Source organism: Lysinibacillus sp. NPDC094177, assembly GCF_050279145.1.
Taxonomy (GTDB): Bacteria; Bacillota; Bacilli; order Bacillales_A; family Planococcaceae; genus Lysinibacillus.
Genome location: NZ_JBNNTW010000010.1, coordinates 58,832 through 75,135 on the forward strand (window position 1 = coordinate 58,832; position 16,304 = coordinate 75,135).

Annotated in this window: 14 protein-coding genes; all 14 read left to right on the top strand. The window is 38.9% G+C overall.

Annotated elements, in window-relative coordinates:
- The first annotated feature begins 108 nt into the window (after nucleotides 1-108).
- The gene (locus ACQKNC_RS16235; RefSeq protein WP_427425808.1) at nucleotides 109-1,143 is read left to right on the top strand and encodes an LCP family protein; all 1,035 of its coding nucleotides are present in this window, start codon (nucleotides 109-111) and stop codon (nucleotides 1,141-1,143) included.
- Nucleotides 1,144-1,423: 280 nt separating this feature from the next.
- Complete coding sequence (locus ACQKNC_RS16240; RefSeq protein WP_427425809.1) at nucleotides 1,424-2,929, top strand: coproporphyrinogen III oxidase; 1,506 nt, start codon at nucleotides 1,424-1,426, stop codon at nucleotides 2,927-2,929.
- A gap of 210 nt (nucleotides 2,930-3,139) precedes the next feature.
- Nucleotides 3,140-4,279, top strand: coding sequence for a glycerate kinase (locus tag ACQKNC_RS16245; protein WP_427425810.1), 1,140 nt, complete (start codon nucleotides 3,140-3,142; stop codon nucleotides 4,277-4,279).
- A gap of 216 nt (nucleotides 4,280-4,495) precedes the next feature.
- Nucleotides 4,496-5,284, top strand: coding sequence for an HAD family hydrolase (locus ACQKNC_RS16250; RefSeq protein WP_427425811.1), 789 nt, complete (start codon nucleotides 4,496-4,498; stop codon nucleotides 5,282-5,284).
- Between the two features lie 234 nt (nucleotides 5,285-5,518).
- Nucleotides 5,519-7,306, top strand: a complete 1,788-nt coding sequence (locus ACQKNC_RS16255; protein ID WP_427425812.1) for a XylR N-terminal domain-containing protein — start codon at nucleotides 5,519-5,521, stop codon at nucleotides 7,304-7,306.
- Between the two features lie 170 nt (nucleotides 7,307-7,476).
- Nucleotides 7,477-9,015: a 4-hydroxyphenylacetate 3-hydroxylase N-terminal domain-containing protein gene (locus ACQKNC_RS16260; RefSeq protein ID WP_427425813.1), complete on the top strand. Its 1,539-nt coding sequence runs from the start codon at nucleotides 7,477-7,479 to the stop codon at nucleotides 9,013-9,015.
- 24 nt (nucleotides 9,016-9,039) lie between these two features.
- The gene (locus ACQKNC_RS16265) at nucleotides 9,040-10,005 is read left to right on the top strand and encodes a catechol 2,3-dioxygenase (protein WP_427425814.1); all 966 of its coding nucleotides are present in this window, start codon (nucleotides 9,040-9,042) and stop codon (nucleotides 10,003-10,005) included.
- 280 nt (nucleotides 10,006-10,285) lie between these two features.
- Entirely contained in the window at nucleotides 10,286-10,765 is a 480-nt protein-coding gene (locus ACQKNC_RS16270) for a flavin reductase family protein (RefSeq protein ID WP_427425815.1), read from the top strand.
- Between the two features lie 10 nt (nucleotides 10,766-10,775).
- On the top strand, nucleotides 10,776-11,564 hold the full coding sequence (locus ACQKNC_RS16275; RefSeq protein WP_427425816.1) for a 2-keto-4-pentenoate hydratase: 789 nt from the start codon (nucleotides 10,776-10,778) through the stop codon (nucleotides 11,562-11,564).
- A 2-nt stretch (nucleotides 11,565-11,566) separates the two neighbouring features.
- The gene (locus ACQKNC_RS16280) at nucleotides 11,567-12,451 is read left to right on the top strand and encodes an acetaldehyde dehydrogenase (acetylating) (RefSeq protein ID WP_427425817.1); all 885 of its coding nucleotides are present in this window, start codon (nucleotides 11,567-11,569) and stop codon (nucleotides 12,449-12,451) included.
- A gap of 15 nt (nucleotides 12,452-12,466) precedes the next feature.
- A complete protein-coding gene (gene dmpG / locus ACQKNC_RS16285; protein ID WP_427425818.1) occupies nucleotides 12,467-13,498 on the top strand; it encodes a 4-hydroxy-2-oxovalerate aldolase in 1,032 nt (343 codons plus the stop codon).
- Nucleotides 13,499-13,733: 235 nt separating this feature from the next.
- Nucleotides 13,734-14,525, top strand: coding sequence for a 2-keto-4-pentenoate hydratase (locus tag ACQKNC_RS16290; RefSeq protein WP_427425819.1), 792 nt, complete (start codon nucleotides 13,734-13,736; stop codon nucleotides 14,523-14,525).
- A 17-nt stretch (nucleotides 14,526-14,542) separates the two neighbouring features.
- On the top strand, nucleotides 14,543-14,737 hold the full coding sequence (locus ACQKNC_RS16295) for a 4-oxalocrotonate tautomerase (protein ID WP_427425820.1): 195 nt from the start codon (nucleotides 14,543-14,545) through the stop codon (nucleotides 14,735-14,737).
- A gap of 15 nt (nucleotides 14,738-14,752) precedes the next feature.
- Complete coding sequence (locus tag ACQKNC_RS16300; RefSeq protein WP_427425821.1) at nucleotides 14,753-16,228, top strand: aldehyde dehydrogenase; 1,476 nt, start codon at nucleotides 14,753-14,755, stop codon at nucleotides 16,226-16,228.
- Nucleotides 16,229-16,304: the final 76 nt, after the last annotated feature.

A 16,304-nucleotide genomic window follows, 5' to 3' on the forward strand; every position in this document is an offset into this window, starting at 1 on the left:
TTTATATTTCCAATTATAGTCAATTAAGGAAACTTGAATGAACAAATAACGTCTTTATCAACGGAGATTACTTTACTTCAGGAATACAAACAGAAGAGAGGTATTAATTTGGAAAGAAAATCAAGAAGCTCTAAAAAAGCGAAACCTAAAAATAAAGTAATAAAAATAACCTTACTAGTAATTGTAATTTTACTATTAACCGTAACTAGTTATGGAGCTTATGCGTTTGTTAAATTTAAAAATGCCTATGATAGTTCAAAGGTCGATTTAAATAGGGAAGGAAATAAATCAGATTTAAGGGAAGAAGAAGTCTCATTTACAAAAGATCCAATCTCAATTTTATTATTAGGTGTTGAAAATTATTCTAGTCAGGCGGAGGATGGTCGAGCAGATACTCAAATGGTCATTACTTTGAACCCGGATACATCTGAAATTAACTTAATTACAGTACCTCGAGATGCAAGAGTTAAAATAGAAAATGCAGGGGAATATACAGGTATACATAAAATCAATTCCGCTTATAATTACGGATCAATTACAGGCTATGGGGCAATTAAGCTGCAATTAGAGACAGTTGAAAAATTCCTTAATATACCGATAGATAACTTTATTGCAGTAAACTTTGATGGCTTTAGAGATATTGTCGATGCTTTAGGTGGAGTAACAATCGATGTAAAAGAGGATTTCTGGGAAGATAATTTTTACAATAAAAAGAGGATAGAATTTCATAAAGGAGAGGCACATTTAAACGGGGAAGAGGCACTTGCATTTGTAAGAATGAGAAAAAGAGCTGTTAATGCTTCATACTCACGAGAAGAGAGACAAAGACAATTTCTGACTGCAACGATCAATCAAGCAAAATCGACGAATACAATATTTAAAATTGGTCAAATTGCAGATATTTTAGGGAAAAACGTAGAAACAGATTTAAACCCCAATGAAATCTACGCACTCCAAAAGCAATATTTGAATTCCAAGAACTTATCAACAAAAACGTTAGAAATAAAAGGGAAAGATCAGTATATCAATGATGTTTCTTATTTTATGCCCGATATGAAAAACTTGGAGAAAGTAAGCATGGAATTAAGAAAGATTCTTAAACTAAAAGAAGAAAATTTCAAAACAAACGCGGCTGAAAGATAAAAGATAAGAATCCATTTTGATAAATTTTTCAAAATGGATTTTTTTATTAATAAATTATGCCTCGGCATAATTGTAGCTGACGCTGTGCTTTCGCTACAGATAAACAATGCGTCCGGAATCGTTTTTGTACATCCCCTAAGAAATTTCTTTCAGCGGATGTTTGGACACCTGCTGAAAGAAATTAAACAGAATGTTCTGTTATAAATTGCGGCTTTGCTTAAAGTTATATAAATTTGTTAAACTATTGGTACTGTAATTATGAGAGAAAAGAGCGAAGAAAATGAAAATTATTCACATAGATCAAAAATATCCTGAGGATTGGATTCGCGTATTAAATCATATTGCGAATTTATTTTTTGAGGATTCCAAGCTAAAAGTAGAATCTGAAGGAACAGATATGAAAGTATCATTCGAATATAACGTTGGGGATGATTTCTCGATTTCTACAAAAGCTGTACTTGAAGTAGATGGTAAGCGTTATACGAATGATTATCGTATTCAATATGAATCTGAGGCTGAAGGACGTGAGCTAAATATTCGTATTAAGCGTGCTTTGTCTCACGTATTTTTAGATGTGCTAGAGCAACATACGGAAATGCATCAGCAATGGGGCATTTTAACAGGTGTGCGTCCAACTAAGCTTTACCATAAATTCCGGAAGGCTGGAAAGAGTGAGGAAGAAATTGCTGATATTCTTATTCGTGATTTCCGCCTGTCAGAGGAAAAGGTAGCGTTACTAAAAGAAATAGTAGCTCGTCAGTTAGTGACGATTCCTGATATAGATGCTATCGGTAAAGAAATTAGTATTTATATCGGCATTCCTTTTTGCCCGACTAAATGTGCTTATTGCACTTTCCCAGCGTATGCAATTGGCAGCAATCGCAAGCAAGGGCGTGTTGCTACATTTTTAGATGGGCTGCATATTGAATTACGTGAAATGGGGAAATGGCTGAAGGAAAATAATATGAAAATCACGTCCATTTATTGGGGTGGTGGTACACCGACATCTATTGAGGCAGATGAAATGGATGCATTGTATCAAACGATGTATGAATCTTTCCCGCATCCTGAAACAATCCGTGAAGTAACCGTCGAAGCGGGTAGACCTGATACGATTACACCTGAAAAACTAGAAGTGTTAAAAAAATGGGGCATTGACCGAATAAGTGTTAATCCACAATCGTATACAGATGAAACACTGAAAGCAATTGGTCGTCATCATACGGTACAAGAAACAATTGATAAGTTTTGGCTAGCGCGTGAATCAGGCATGAATAATATTAATATGGATTTAATCATTGGTTTACCGAATGAAGGGATTGAGGAGTTCCAGCATTCATTAGATGAATCTGCAAAAATGCAGCCAGAATCATTAACGGTACACACATTATCATTTAAGCGTGCATCGGAAATGACGCGTAATAAGGATAAGTACAAGGTAGCCGACCGTGATACGGTTGCACAAATGATGCATATGGCACAAGTATGGACGAAGGAAAATGATTATGTACCGTACTATTTATATCGTCAAAAAAATATTTTAGGCAATTTAGAAAATGTCGGCTACAGTAAAGCTGGCGAAGAAAGCATCTATAATATTGTCATAATGGAAGAAGTACAGACAATTTTAGGCATTGGCTGTGGAGCATCCTCTAAATTTGTTCATCCTGAAACAGGGAAAATTACGCAGTTCCATAATCCAAAGGATCCTGCTGCCTACATTATGACGTTTGAAGATGCAATCGGTAAAAAAATTGAGTTTTTAGATGAATTATATAAGGCATAAAAAAAGTGATGGCAATCTGACGTGGTGTTCAGATTGCCTCTTTTATTCCGATAAATCTCGATAATGTTCCGATAAAGTTGGAAAACATTCCGATAAATCCACAAAAAGTTCCGATAAAATTAAAAATCATTCCGATAAATCTCTAGTATGTTGTTAGTCTGAAATATAATGATTGAAAGCACCTAACTTAAATGATTGGGGGTATAAAATATGAAAGTCGTTATTAGTCCGGATTCCTATAAGGGGACTTTGTCGGCCATCGAGGTGGCTAATGCAATGCGTGCGGGAATCTTAGATGTTGATCAATCGATTGAAACAGTCATTTTACCAGTTGCAGACGGTGGAGAAGGTACACTAGAAGCACTTGTTGCCTCAACAGATGGTCAATATATTTCGCAACATGTGCTTGACCCATTGGGGAGAGAAATTGAAGCAAGATATGGTGTACTTGGTGATAATGAGACATGTGTTATTGAAATGGCTCAGGCATCCGGTATTATGCTGTTACAGGACAAGAAAAAAAATCCTGAGCTTGCATCGACGTATGGGACGGGGCAGCTAATCAAGGCTGCTCTTGATGAAGGATTTAAGAAATTTATTATCGGCATTGGTGGCAGTGCTACAAATGATGCTGGTATTGGCATGTTAAAGGCGCTTGGACTGCAATTGAAAAAAGAAGACGGCACGTTAATTGCTGATGGGGTGTCAGCACTATTAGATTTAGCTTCAATTGATGTTAGTCAGCTAGATCCTCGATTAGCTAAAGCAAAATTTATTATTGCATGTGATGTTGATAATCCATTGATTGGAGAGCGGGGAGCAACAGCTATTTTTGGGCCTCAAAAAGGTGTGAAAGAGCATCAAATTGCTTATTTTGATAGCTGCTTAAAGCAGTTTGCAGACATTGTTGAAAAGCAATTTAACATTCGACTGCATGACCTCAAAGGGGCAGGAGCTGCAGGGGGAATAGGAGGCGCATTAATAGCTTTTTTAAACGGCAATTTTCATGCGGGTATTGAGATTGTGATTAATGCAGTACAGTTACAAAAGAATTTAGAAGGTGCAGGGTTTGTTTTTACAGGTGAAGGAAAATCGGATCGTCAAACATTACATGGGAAAGCACCATTAGGGGTGGCGAAGGCCGCAACATTAGCGAATGTACACACTGTCTTATTATCAGGGGCAATAGATGAAAATGATAAACCTGAATTACTCAAATACTTTACTGTTGTTGAATCATTGGTAGATGAAAATATTAGTGTCCAACAGGCAATGCAAGAACCTTATTATTATATTCGCATGAAAACAAAGAGGATCTTTGAGTCTTGGGTACAAATGGGCAAGAATTAATGCTGGAACAATGACAGGTAACGATGAGAGCAGCTTATGGTTAGCTCTCTTAGTCACAGAGTGAATAAGTGACTGGAAATAGGCTCATCACTAGAAGATGGTGATGAGCCTATATTTTACTGGCCAACTCGAGAACGAAAATGCCTAAAAGCTATGCTAAATATTTTGAATATATGCTAAAATAATTATACTAACAGGAAGCTAGGAGCTGACACAATGTCAATTAACACAATTATTTTTGATTTAGATGATACGCTGTTATGGGATAAAAAGTCTGTCAAAACAGCATTTGAGAAAACGTGTGAATACGCAGCAACAATACATAATGTAAATCCAGGTGAGCTAGAGGAAGCTGTACGTAAAGAAGCACGTGCACTTTATGAAGGCTATGAAACATATGATTATACGGTGTTAATCGGCATTAACCCATTCGAAGGACTTTGGGGCACATTCGATGATCCAACAGATTCTTTCCAAAAAATGAAAAATATTGTACCAGGCTATCGTACAGAAGCATGGACAAAAGGCTTAGCAGCTCTTGGCATTGATGATGCACAGCTAGGGGCGGGGCTAGGGGAGCGCTTTGTGGCAGAGCGTAAAGTGGCTCCATTCTTATATGAGGATACTTTTGATGTATTAGATAAACTTAAAGGAAAGTATCAACTCGTTTTACTGACAAATGGAGCACCAAGTTTACAAAATTTAAAGCTGGAAATTACACCAGAAATCGCGCCATATTTTGATCATATTATTATCTCTGGGGACTTTGGTAAAGGGAAACCAGATGCCTCTATTTTCGAATATGTCATGGAGAAAGCAAGTATTACAGCAGACGATGCAGTAATGGTTGGAGACAACTTAAATACTGATATATTAGGCTCATCTCGTGTAGGTATGCGTAACGTTTGGATTAATCGTGAAAACAATGTACCAAATGGCGTTGTCACTCCAACATATGAGGTTGATTCTTTAACTGCATTATTAGAACTTGTGAATAAGCTATAAGTAAAAATGTACTGATTCATCAAAGGATCAGTACATTTTTTTTTACTTTTATCGAAGAAAAATGTCTAAACATTTTGTTGTTACAATTAAGTGAATTATCAGAAAAAATATTTTATACTATTATTGCAAATAAAAGTAAATACTTTCAATCTAGTGATTTCGATTTGGGGAAAATGTACAAGCCTTGTTATTGCAAGAAAAAATAGATAGGACTTCATGTTTAGAGGGGTGTATATGATGAAAGCAAATCGTTTAGTGTTTGAAAATTCAATTGATATTAATCCACGTTCAGGCATCATAAAGTTCAATGGGAATCGAATGATCTTAAAATCAGCTGAGGCACTTGGGTTCTTTAGGCGTGATATCATTCAAACGTTGAATATGGAGCGAGCAAAAGGCTTTTTATTACGCTATGGTTGGGCATGCGGTTATAGTGCTGGTGGTTCTATTGAGAAGATGTACAATTGGAAAGATTTGAAAGAGTTGATAAGAGCAGGCGCAGCGATCCATACATTAGAAGGCGTAGTTAGTGTAGAAATTGATGTTTTGGAAATAAGTGACGATAAATTTGAAATGGAAGGTAAGTGGTTCCATTCTTACGAGGCGGAGGAGCATGTCCGCCATTTTGGTTTTAGTGACGAAAGTGTATGTTGGACTCTGATCGGTTATGTAGCAGGTTTTCTAGCAAAAACCTATCCAAAGGAGATTGTCGTTTTTGAAGAAAAGTGTCGTGGTAAATGTGATGACTATTGTAAATTTGTCGTACGAACAAAGGAGCATGCTACAGCGAAGCAACTAGATATATTAAGATATTTTCAAGAAACCTCCTTAGCTGACGAATTAGACGCTACTTATAATGAGTTAAAAACGTTGAATAATTCTATCCTACATTCTGACACCATCCATAAGCAAATGACACTTGCTATGCTTGAAGGCTATACGTTGAATCAACTTTTACATCTTTTAAGTGATGCTTTACAATGTAGTGTAACAGTAGAACGTAGATATTTAATGAAGCCAATTGGTTATTATTTTATGCATAAGGATGATGAGCAACTTTATATAGAAGGAAGTCGTAAGAGAAAAGCGTTTCGACATGAATATGAGATTATGACCATGAAAAAACAATTGGGGACTTTAGTGATTCTTAGTCAAAATAATTTAACGCGCGAGCAGGAAATGATTATTGAACGCGCTGTTACGGTCTTCTCAATTTATTTATATACGCAGATGCAAATTGCTCAATCACAGTGGCAACGAAAGTCTGATTTTTTAGATGAAGTCATGAGTAGACAATCTTCCACAGAGGAGCTTATTAAAAAGGCACGTAGTATTTTCTATTTTGATCCGAGTAAAAACAATCGTGTAATTGTCATAACAACTGAGCATGAGGACCCGGAAGTATTGCACAGCTTTTTAATGACAGAGTATTTAAATGTGGAATGCTTTATTAAAAATCAAGAGGTCCTACTCATTCTAGAAGATTGTGAGAAAGATATCGAATATATGTCAGACTTTGTTAGCGTATTATCGAAACGCTTAAAAGAGCGATTCAAACAATCTATCTTCCATATTGGTGTAGGGAAAAACGCCGAGAAGTTAGAGGAAATTGGGAATAGTCACAACGAGGCAAGACTGATTTGTCAATTTTTACGATATGCAACACCTAGACAGACACAATCAGCTATTTACGAAAACTTTCAGCATATTATGCTATTTTTAAAGACGACAAACCCAAGTGAGCTTTTACAGTTTTACGAAGAGGTACTTGGTCATCTATTAAGCTATGATGAGCAAAATAATGCAACACTTGTTCATACGTTAGAGGTTTTCTTAAACAACAGTGGAAATGTTAATAAAACAGCGAAGGCTTTGAATCTATCAATTCCTGGTTTTCGTTATCGAATGGATAAAATCGAGTCTTTATTACAAGAAGATTTGCGGTCAGGAGATGTACGTTTCCGATGCCAGTTAGCTTTGAAAATCTATTATGTAATTAAAGCGTTAGAAAATGAAAAGTAAGTTAAAGTCAGCGAATTGCTGGCTTTTTTTATTTTTCACAGATATCTCTTTCAAATTTTAAAGAAAAGGAACAGAATACTATACTTTTTATAAATTATCTAAAAATTCAAAAAGTATTACATTTAAGTAGACATGTCAAACAAGAAAAAATAATTGTAGGAGGGAAGGGAATGGTTGTAAAGCAAGGTACGAAGCCATTGACAGGGCAGGAATATTTAGAAAGTTTAAAGGATAGTCGGGAAATTTGGTTACATGGTGAACGTGTAAAGGATGTCACGACCCACCCAGCTTTTCGAAATTCGGCACGATCGATTTCGCGTCTATATGATGCCATGCATGACCCAAAATACAAAGATATTTTAACTTGTGAAACGGATACGGGTAGTGGTGGTTATACCCATAGTTATTTCCGTGCAGCACGTAGCGCGGATGATTTAATTAAAGGACGCGATGCTATTGTTGCTTGGGCCCGCCTTACATATGGGCAGATGGGTCGGACACCAGACTACAAAGCTTCATTTCTTGCAACGCTTGGTGGAAACCCTGAATACTATTCACCTTACCAAGAAAATGCAAAGCGTTGGTACAAAGAAGCACAAGAACGCAATTGGTTCTTTAATCATGCAATTGTGAATCCACCTGTAGATCGACATAAAGATGTCCATGAAGTAGGGGATGTTTTTATTCAAGTGGAGCGTGAAACGGACGAAGGCTTGATTATTAGTGGTTCAAAGATGGTGGCTACAGGGTCAGCTATTACTAATTACAATTTTGTTGGTACGTATGGATTACCGATTAAAGATAAAAAATTTGCAGTTGTCTTTATTGCACCAATGGATGCACCTGGTGTGAAGCTTATTAGTCGTGCTTCGTATGAAATGACGTCTGCCATTATGGGGAGTCCATTTGATTATCCGTTAAGTAGCCGTTTCGATGAGAATGATGCGGTACTCGTATTCGAACAAGCACTTATCCCATGGGAGAATATTTTAATTTATGAAGATATGCAAAAGACAACTTCATTCTTTGTAGAAAGCGGTTTCATTAATCGTTTTACTTTCCAAGGAGTCACACGCTTAGCTGTGAAATTAGATTTTATTATTGGCGTATTGTTGAAAGCATTAAAAACAGCGGGCACCGATCAATTCCGTGGTGTACAGGTGCATGTCGGTGAAATTATAGCTTGGCGTCATATGTTTTGGTCATTAAGTGATGCGATGGCAATGAATCCTGAGAAAAAAGAAAATGGCACCGTTGTTCCGAATTTAAATGGTGGCTTAGCATATCGCGTCTTTTTACAGGAAGGTTGGCCAAAGATTAAAGGCATTATTCAGCAGATTGTAGCTGGGAATTTAATCGTCCAACCATCTAGTGCAAGAGATTTTTTAAATGAGGAATTCCGTCCGACATTAAATAAGCTCTATCGTGGATCAAATGGTATTGAAGCCCTTGAAAAAATTAAAACAATTAAGCTTCTTTGGGATGCGATTGGTACTGAATTTGGTGGCCGCAGTGAATTATACGAACGTAATTATGCTGGAAACCATGAGGATATTCGATTACAAACTTTATTCGGTGCACAAGGTAGTGGCAAAACAGATGAGTTTATCGCGTTTGCTGAGCAATGTATGGCAGATTACGATTTAACGGGATGGACAGACCCTACTTGGGTTAATCCAGATGATGTGAATTATTTTACCAATAAATAATGAAACAATTAGGGGGAATTTTTGATGTCAAATTTTGATGTAGCACAATTGGCGCATGTTGAACTTTTTACACCGAAGCCAGAGGAATCATTAAAGTTCTTCACAGATTATATGGGTTTACAGATTACTGCACGTGAGGGGCAATCAGTTTATTTACGAGGCTATGAAGATTTTTATCATCACACATTAAAGCTTACGGAAGGAAAAGAAGCTGGTCTTGGCCATTCTGCATGGCGAGCAAGTTCACCAGAAGCGCTAGAACGTCGTGTCGCATCTTTAGAAAAAAGCGGTTACGGAAAAGGTTGGATTGATGGTGATTTAGGTCACGGTCGTGCCTACCAATTTGTCACACCGGATGGTCACAATCAAGAAATCTTGTGGGAAGTAGATTATTTCCAGCCAGCTGAAGATCAAAAAACATTATTAAAAAGCCGTCCGCAAAAGCGTCCATTAATGGGTGTTCCAGCACGTCGGTTAGATCATATCAACTTAATGTGTAGAGACGTGGCAAAAAACCGTGAGTTTATGTCCGACCATTTAGGCTTCAAGTTACGTGAACAAATTGTGTTGAACAATGATGAGGAAATCGGAGCATGGATGAGTGTTAGCCCACTAGTACATGAGGTAGCGTTAATGAACGACCAAACTGGCAATAGTGGCCGCTTCCATCATATTGCATTTTGGTACGGCTATCCACAACACCTAATGGATACAGCTGATATTTTTGTAGAAAACGGTATTCAAATAGAAGCTGGGCCAGGCAAGCATGGTGTGAGTCAAGCGTATTTCATGTACGTGATGGAGCCTGGTGGCAACCGAGTTGAATTATTTGGTGATTCAGGTTACCTCATTTTCGATCCTGATTGGAAGCCAATTACATGGCGTGAAAATGAGTTAGATGAAGCGATTATTTGGTATGGTTCTCCACTACCGAATGAGTATTTCTTATATGGTACACCAGATCGAGCAGTAAAGGTTCCGGTGAAATAAACAATAGTAGGTCTCATCACTAAAAGTTAAGTAAGTTGATTGGAGTAGAGGCTAGGCGACTCCTTGGGAATCAGCGTCACAGATGAGAACCTGAAGCGAAGCGGCTCATCGGACGCCCCCAGGAAAGCGCCCAGCCGGAACGGAAATCAACTTATTTACATGGAATACGTTTTAACAAATGTTAATGCTAACTTTTAGGATTTATAAAAAATACACACCGCTGTCTTAAATACTACTTCAAAGTATTTGAGGCAGCACTATATCATGAGGAGGTTATGTAATGGAGGATCGACTGTTTAGAAATGCAATGGGGAAATTTGCAACAGGGGTTACGGTAATTACAACAAATGTAAATGGCAGTATCCATGGCATGACTGCAAATGCGTTTATGTCTGTTTCACTTGATCCGAAGTTAGTTGTTATCTCTATTGGTGAAAAAGCTTCTATGCTACAGCATATACAGCAAAGCGGGACATTTACTGTCAATTTTTTATCAGCACAGCAGCAAGGGCTATCCATGCTATTTGCCGGACAAATCAAAGAAAAACGTCAAGTAACATTCGGTGATTTACAAGGTGCACCTACAATTGAAGGTGCTATTGCACAAGTAAGCTGTGAGGTAGCAAGCACTTATATAGAAGGAGATCATACGTTATTTATCGGACGAGTGAAAAACATTCATCTAGAAGATGGGGAGCCATTGCTATTCTTTAATGGACAGTACGGTGCATTATCAGCAGAAACGACGCTACAGGTTTAGGAGGTTATGTATGGATAGACAACTATATGCAGAGAAATTACAGGAAGCTGAGGCAACGAAGCAACCTATCGCCCCACTATCATCTACTGTCCCAGACATAACTGTAGATGATGCTTATGCTATTCAATTACTTCAAATTGCTACAAAGCAACAAAAGGGAAAGCAAATTGTCGGTAAAAAGATTGGCTTAACGAGTAAAGCGATGCAGCAGCAATTTAAAGTTTCAGAGCCAGACTACGGACATATTTTATCGGATATGGTAGAAGTCGACGGTGCAACGATTTCACTTAATCATTTTATTCAACCTAAGTTGGAATTCGAGATTGCGTTTGTTCTGAAGAAGGACTTATATGGGCCAAATATTACAGTGAACGATGTCATTGAGGCGACAGATTACATTGTTCCTGCTTTAGAAGTAATTGATAGTCGCATAGTGGATTGGAAAATTCGTTTTGAAGATACAGTCGCAGACAATGGCTCCTCCGCCCTAGTGATTATTGGTGGAATGCCTACAAAATTGCTAGATGTAGACTTACCGCATATCGGTATGAATGTTTACCGCAATGGTGAGTTGTTTGATAGTGCCGCCGCTGCCGCTGTCATGGGTGATCCATTACGTGCAGTTGCATGGTTAGCAAATAAACTGAGTAAATATCATATCGGTTTGCAGGCGGGTGAATTTGTGTTAGCAGGCGCAATAACAGCGGCAGTTACAATTGAGGATGGTGATACGTTTACGGCAGAGTTTGCCCATCTAGGTGCTGTGTCCGCTACGTTTAGGCTGAAGGAGGAGAAATGAAGATGGCAAAGTTGAAAGTTGCGATTTTAGGCTCCGGTAATATCGGTACAGATTTAATGTACAAAATTGAGCGTAGTGATTACTTAACTATGAGTGTCATGGTAGGAATTGACCCGGCTTCAGAAGGAATTCAACGTGCAAAGGCTCGTGGCTATCATACAATTACGAATGGCATTGATGGTTTAGTAGCATGTCCAGAGCATTTTGATATTGTGTTTGATGCCACAACTGCAAAGGCACATTCTATACACAGTGAAAGAGTGCTTGCTCTTGGCAAAAAGATCATTGATTTAACACCAGCAGCTATTGGCCCATTTGTTGTGCCATGTGCTAATTTGGAAAAATTCACGACGGCCGATAATGTCAATATGGTGACATGTGGTGGTCAAGCGACTATCCCAATTGTCTATGCTATTAACCAAGTAGCTGATGTTGAATATGCGGAAATTGTTGCAACGGTAGCAAGTAAAAGTGCAGGACCTGGAACACGGGCTAATATTGATGAATTTACACGGACAACAGCAAATGCAATTGAGGACGTAGGCGGAGCAAATAGGGGAAAGGCCATTATTATTTTAAATCCGGCTGATCCGCCGATTATGATGCGTAATACTGTACATGTTTTAGTGAATGAAGGTGATAAGGAACAAGAAATTATCAAAGCAATTGAAGATATAGTGCAAGCTGTACAGCAATATGTACCTGGCTATCGCATGACGAGTGCTCCGATTTTTAATGGTCAACAAGTATCAATCTTTTTAGAAGTGGAGGGAGCAGGCGACTTTTTCCCAATCTATTCAGGAAATCTCGATATTATGACGGCCGCAGCAGTACAAGTAGGCAATGAAATCGCTAAACAGCACCACGAAACAGTGAAGGCGAACTAAGTGGAGGCGAGTAAAATGGAAAAATTAACAGTTTTAGATGTGACATTGCGTGATGGTAGCCATTCAATGCGCCATGCTTTTACAGAGCAACAAGTGAGAGATGTAGCTCGTGGTTTAAAGAAAGCGAAGGTGAAATATTTTGAGGTATCACATGGAGATGGATTAGGGGGCTCTTCTTTACAGTATGGATTTTCAAAAGTAGATGAACTGAAGTTAATCGAAGCGGCGCGAGAAGAATGTGGTGATTCGGCTATTTCAGTATTAATTTTACCTGGTATTGGGGTAAAGGAAGATTTAAAAAATGCAGTGAAGGCAGGAGCTAAAATGGCCCGTGTTGCAACACATGTTACTGAGGCCGATGTTGCTGGACAACATATTTACTTAAGCCGAGAGCTAGGACTGAAAACAGTCGGATTTTTAATGATGGCGCATATGGCTCCAACGTCAGTAATAGTAGAACAAGCGAAGTTATTTGAGAGCTACGGTGCTGAAATTATTTATGTGACGGATTCGGCAGGTGCCATGCTACCTCATGAGGTCAAGGAACGTGTAGCTGCATTAAAGTCACATGTTTCTTGTGAAATTGGCTTCCATGCTCATAATAATTTATCGCTTGCCATGGCAAATACGATGGCTGCTATCAAAGCAGGAGCTACGTATGTAGATGGTAGTTTACGCTGTTTAGGTGCTGGTAGTGGTAACGCACAAACGGAAGTAATGGTTGCTGTTTTGGATCGTCTTGGCTATGAAACTGGTATTGATTTATATAGTGTAATCGATGTTGCTAATGAAGTAGTTGCACCAATTATGCCACGTCCGCAAGAAATAACAGGCTCTAGCCTAATGCTGGGCTACGCTGGTGTCTACTCTAGTTTCTTATTATTTACGCAGGAAGCAGCGAAAAAATACAACGTAGATGAACGTGAAATTTTACTGGAGCTCGGTAAGATGAAAGCGGTAGGCGGGCAAGAAGATTTAATCGCAGAAATTGCTCGTACTTTATCTTTATCCAGCAAAAAACTCCCACCTCTAAAGGTAGTGAGGTGAATGTTGATGTGGCTCCTTAAACCTGCTGAAATAGAGGAACTCAGTCTAAGAACGCCACGTCCTGTGTCAACGACTGAGTGACCAACATCGTGTTGGCCTAAAGCCTCCGGCGGATGTCACGGATTTTAAAAGGAATGAATTGTGCGGACACAATTCAAAATCCGGACGCAATTACGCCAAGGCGAAATTGATCCATTCATAAACAGACAGTTTAGTAGAAACGGAGGAACGAGCCATGATGAAAACTGATACGCTAGATCAAATTGCGTATGAGTTGTATAAAGCAGAGCGAGATGTGTCTGAGGTCACAAAGTTTGTTGATCAATATCCAGAGCTGACGGTGGAAACAGCCTATGACATTCAAGACAAACTAATTGAACTCAAGCGCATGCATGAGCAAACAACCATTTCAGGGTTAAAGCTTGGCTTAACGAGTAAAGCAAAACAACAAATGATGGGTGTACATGAGCCGTCTTACGGCGTGCTATTAGCAAATATGGAGTTAAATCCACAACTGCCGATTTCCTTAAAATCTTTAATTCATCCGAAAATTGAGCCAGAGATTGCCTTTAAATTTAAGGAGGATTTACAAGGTCCGATTGTAACCGCTGCGCAAGTTTTGAAAGCAACTGATTATATTACACCTGCAATGGAAATTATCGATAGTCGTTATTTAAATTTCAATTTTACCTTGCCGGATGTAATTGCTGATAACTCTTCTTCTTCGCGTTACATAGTGAGTTCACAAAAGTATGCGGTGAACGAAGTGGATCTTGTGAATATGGGCTGTATTTTCACGCACAATGATGAAATTTTTGCGACGAGTACAGCAGGTTCAGTCATGGGGCATCCAGCACGTGCCATTGCATGGATGGCAAATAAATTAATCGCTCGTGGACAACACATTCGAGCTGGAGATGTCGTGCTTAGTGGCGCGTTAACAGGCGCTGCAACAATGCATGCAGGAGATTACTTTACTGTAAGCTTTGACGGAATGGAGTCATTAACAGTTGAAGTAGAGCAATAAAGAAGGAGGAAGGTGAAATGCCATTTATTCAAGTAACATTTATTGAAGGACGTACACCAGAACAAAAGGAGCGGTTAATTGAAGAAGTAAGCAAAACTGTGTCAACTGTATTAGACGCACCACTTGAAACGGTTCGTGTGTGCTTAAATGAAATCCCGAGCACTCATTGGGGAATTGCAGGGAAGTCCATCCAACGTCGACAAAATGAATAATAAGGAGTGTCTACTATGGGGAATACACAAACGAAATTGAAAGAAGTTAAGCTATTTATTAATGGGGAATATGTTGAATCTTCTTCTCAAACATTGTTCGAGGTAAAAAATCCTGCGACCCAGGAGATTATTGCAAAAGTCCATGAAGCAAGTTTTGAAGACGTGGATCGAGCGTGTGAGGCAGCAAGGAGAGCTTTTGAAGAAGGGCCATGGCGTACAATGCCTTTATCTGAGCGTTTGGCGAAAATTCGTCGGATGGCAGAAATTATTCTAGAACGCAAAGAGGAGTTAGCGCGCCTAGAAGCATTAGACGTAGGTAAGCCTTATCAAGTAGCATTAGAACGTGAAATTCCTCGAGCCGCAGAAAATTTAAAGTTTTTTGCTGATTTTATGGAACAGCAGGGCGGCGAAGTATACCCGATGGATGATGCCTATTTAAATTATACGCGCTATGAGCCAGTAGGGGTTGCAGCGTTAATTACCCCTTGGAATTTACCATTTATGCTAACAACGTGGAAGCTTGGTCCATGCTTAGCATCAGGGAATACAGCGGTCATAAAACCTGCAGAAATTACACCTTTAACTGTATCGTTACTTGGTGAGATTGCACAACAAGCGGGTATTCCAGACGGTGTCGTTAACGTTGTTCATGGCTTTGGAGTACAATCAGCGGGGGAATTTATGACGACACATCCTGAAGTCGATTTAATTTCCTTCACAGGGGAAACAACGACAGGGAAAGCAATCATGAAAAACGGTGCCGATTCATTGAAAAAAGTTTCCTTTGAATTAGGTGGTAAGGCAGCGAACATTATTTTTGAAGATGCAAATTTAGAAAAGGCCATCCCGGTATCGATTCAAGCAGCATTTATGAATTCCGGTCAAGTTTGTCTAGCAGGGTCACGTATTTTAGTGCAACGTACGATTTTAGATGAATTCCTTACACGTTTTAAAGAAGCGGCTGCCGCATTAGTCGTTGGTGATCCTCAAGACTCAAAAACGAATATGGGACCTGTCGTAAGTGAAACACATTATAACAAGGTGACAAGCTATTTAAGTATAGCGGAATATGAAAATTCTACGCTTATTTACGGTGGTGAACGTCCTGAGTTACCAGCGAATTTAAGTACGGGTTATTATTTAAAACCGACAATCTATTTACAAGAAAATCCGCAAGCCCGCATTTGCCAAGAGGAGATTTTCGGTCCTATCGTTACAATTATTCCGTTTGATACGGAAGAAGAGGCACTTGCGATAGCAAATGGAACAGAGTACGGTTTAAATGCAGTTGTCTGGACCGAAAACTTACAGCGTGCACACCGTATTTCACATGATGTACGTGCAGGTACGATTTGGGTAAATTGCTGGTTTGTACGTGACTTACGTGCTCCGTTTGGAGGATTTAAAAAGAGTGGCGTAGGGCGTGAGGGCGGTCACCATAGCTTAGAATTCTTCACGGAAGCGAAAAATATTTGTATAGCGTTGAAGTGAGGGCTTGCATTGGTCTAAGTCGGAGATGGTATCTCAGAAATGTTTCTGGGATACTTTTTTATTTTTGGGGTGTAAA

Excerpts from the sequence above, each read along its gene's own strand:
- ACQKNC_RS16280 (WP_427425817.1), top strand. The coding sequence starts at position 11,567 with ATGGCAAAGTTGAAAGTTGCGATTTTAGGCTCCGGTAATATCGGTACA.
- ACQKNC_RS16265 (WP_427425814.1), top strand. The coding sequence starts at position 9,040 with ATGTCAAATTTTGATGTAGCACAATTGGCGCATGTTGAACTTTTTACA.
- ACQKNC_RS16250 (WP_427425811.1), top strand. The coding sequence starts at position 4,496 with ATGTCAATTAACACAATTATTTTTGATTTAGATGATACGCTGTTATGG.
- ACQKNC_RS16300 (WP_427425821.1), top strand. The coding sequence starts at position 14,753 with ATGGGGAATACACAAACGAAATTGAAAGAAGTTAAGCTATTTATTAAT.
- ACQKNC_RS16240 (WP_427425809.1), top strand. The coding sequence starts at position 1,424 with ATGAAAATTATTCACATAGATCAAAAATATCCTGAGGATTGGATTCGC.
- ACQKNC_RS16290 (WP_427425819.1), top strand. The coding sequence starts at position 13,734 with ATGATGAAAACTGATACGCTAGATCAAATTGCGTATGAGTTGTATAAA.
- ACQKNC_RS16270 (WP_427425815.1), top strand. The coding sequence starts at position 10,286 with ATGGAGGATCGACTGTTTAGAAATGCAATGGGGAAATTTGCAACAGGG.
- dmpG (WP_427425818.1), top strand. The coding sequence starts at position 12,467 with ATGGAAAAATTAACAGTTTTAGATGTGACATTGCGTGATGGTAGCCAT.
- ACQKNC_RS16255 (WP_427425812.1), top strand. The coding sequence starts at position 5,519 with ATGATGAAAGCAAATCGTTTAGTGTTTGAAAATTCAATTGATATTAAT.
- ACQKNC_RS16275 (WP_427425816.1), top strand. The coding sequence starts at position 10,776 with ATGGATAGACAACTATATGCAGAGAAATTACAGGAAGCTGAGGCAACG.
- ACQKNC_RS16295 (WP_427425820.1), top strand. The coding sequence starts at position 14,543 with ATGCCATTTATTCAAGTAACATTTATTGAAGGACGTACACCAGAACAA.
- ACQKNC_RS16245 (WP_427425810.1), top strand. The coding sequence starts at position 3,140 with ATGAAAGTCGTTATTAGTCCGGATTCCTATAAGGGGACTTTGTCGGCC.
- ACQKNC_RS16260 (WP_427425813.1), top strand. The coding sequence starts at position 7,477 with ATGGTTGTAAAGCAAGGTACGAAGCCATTGACAGGGCAGGAATATTTA.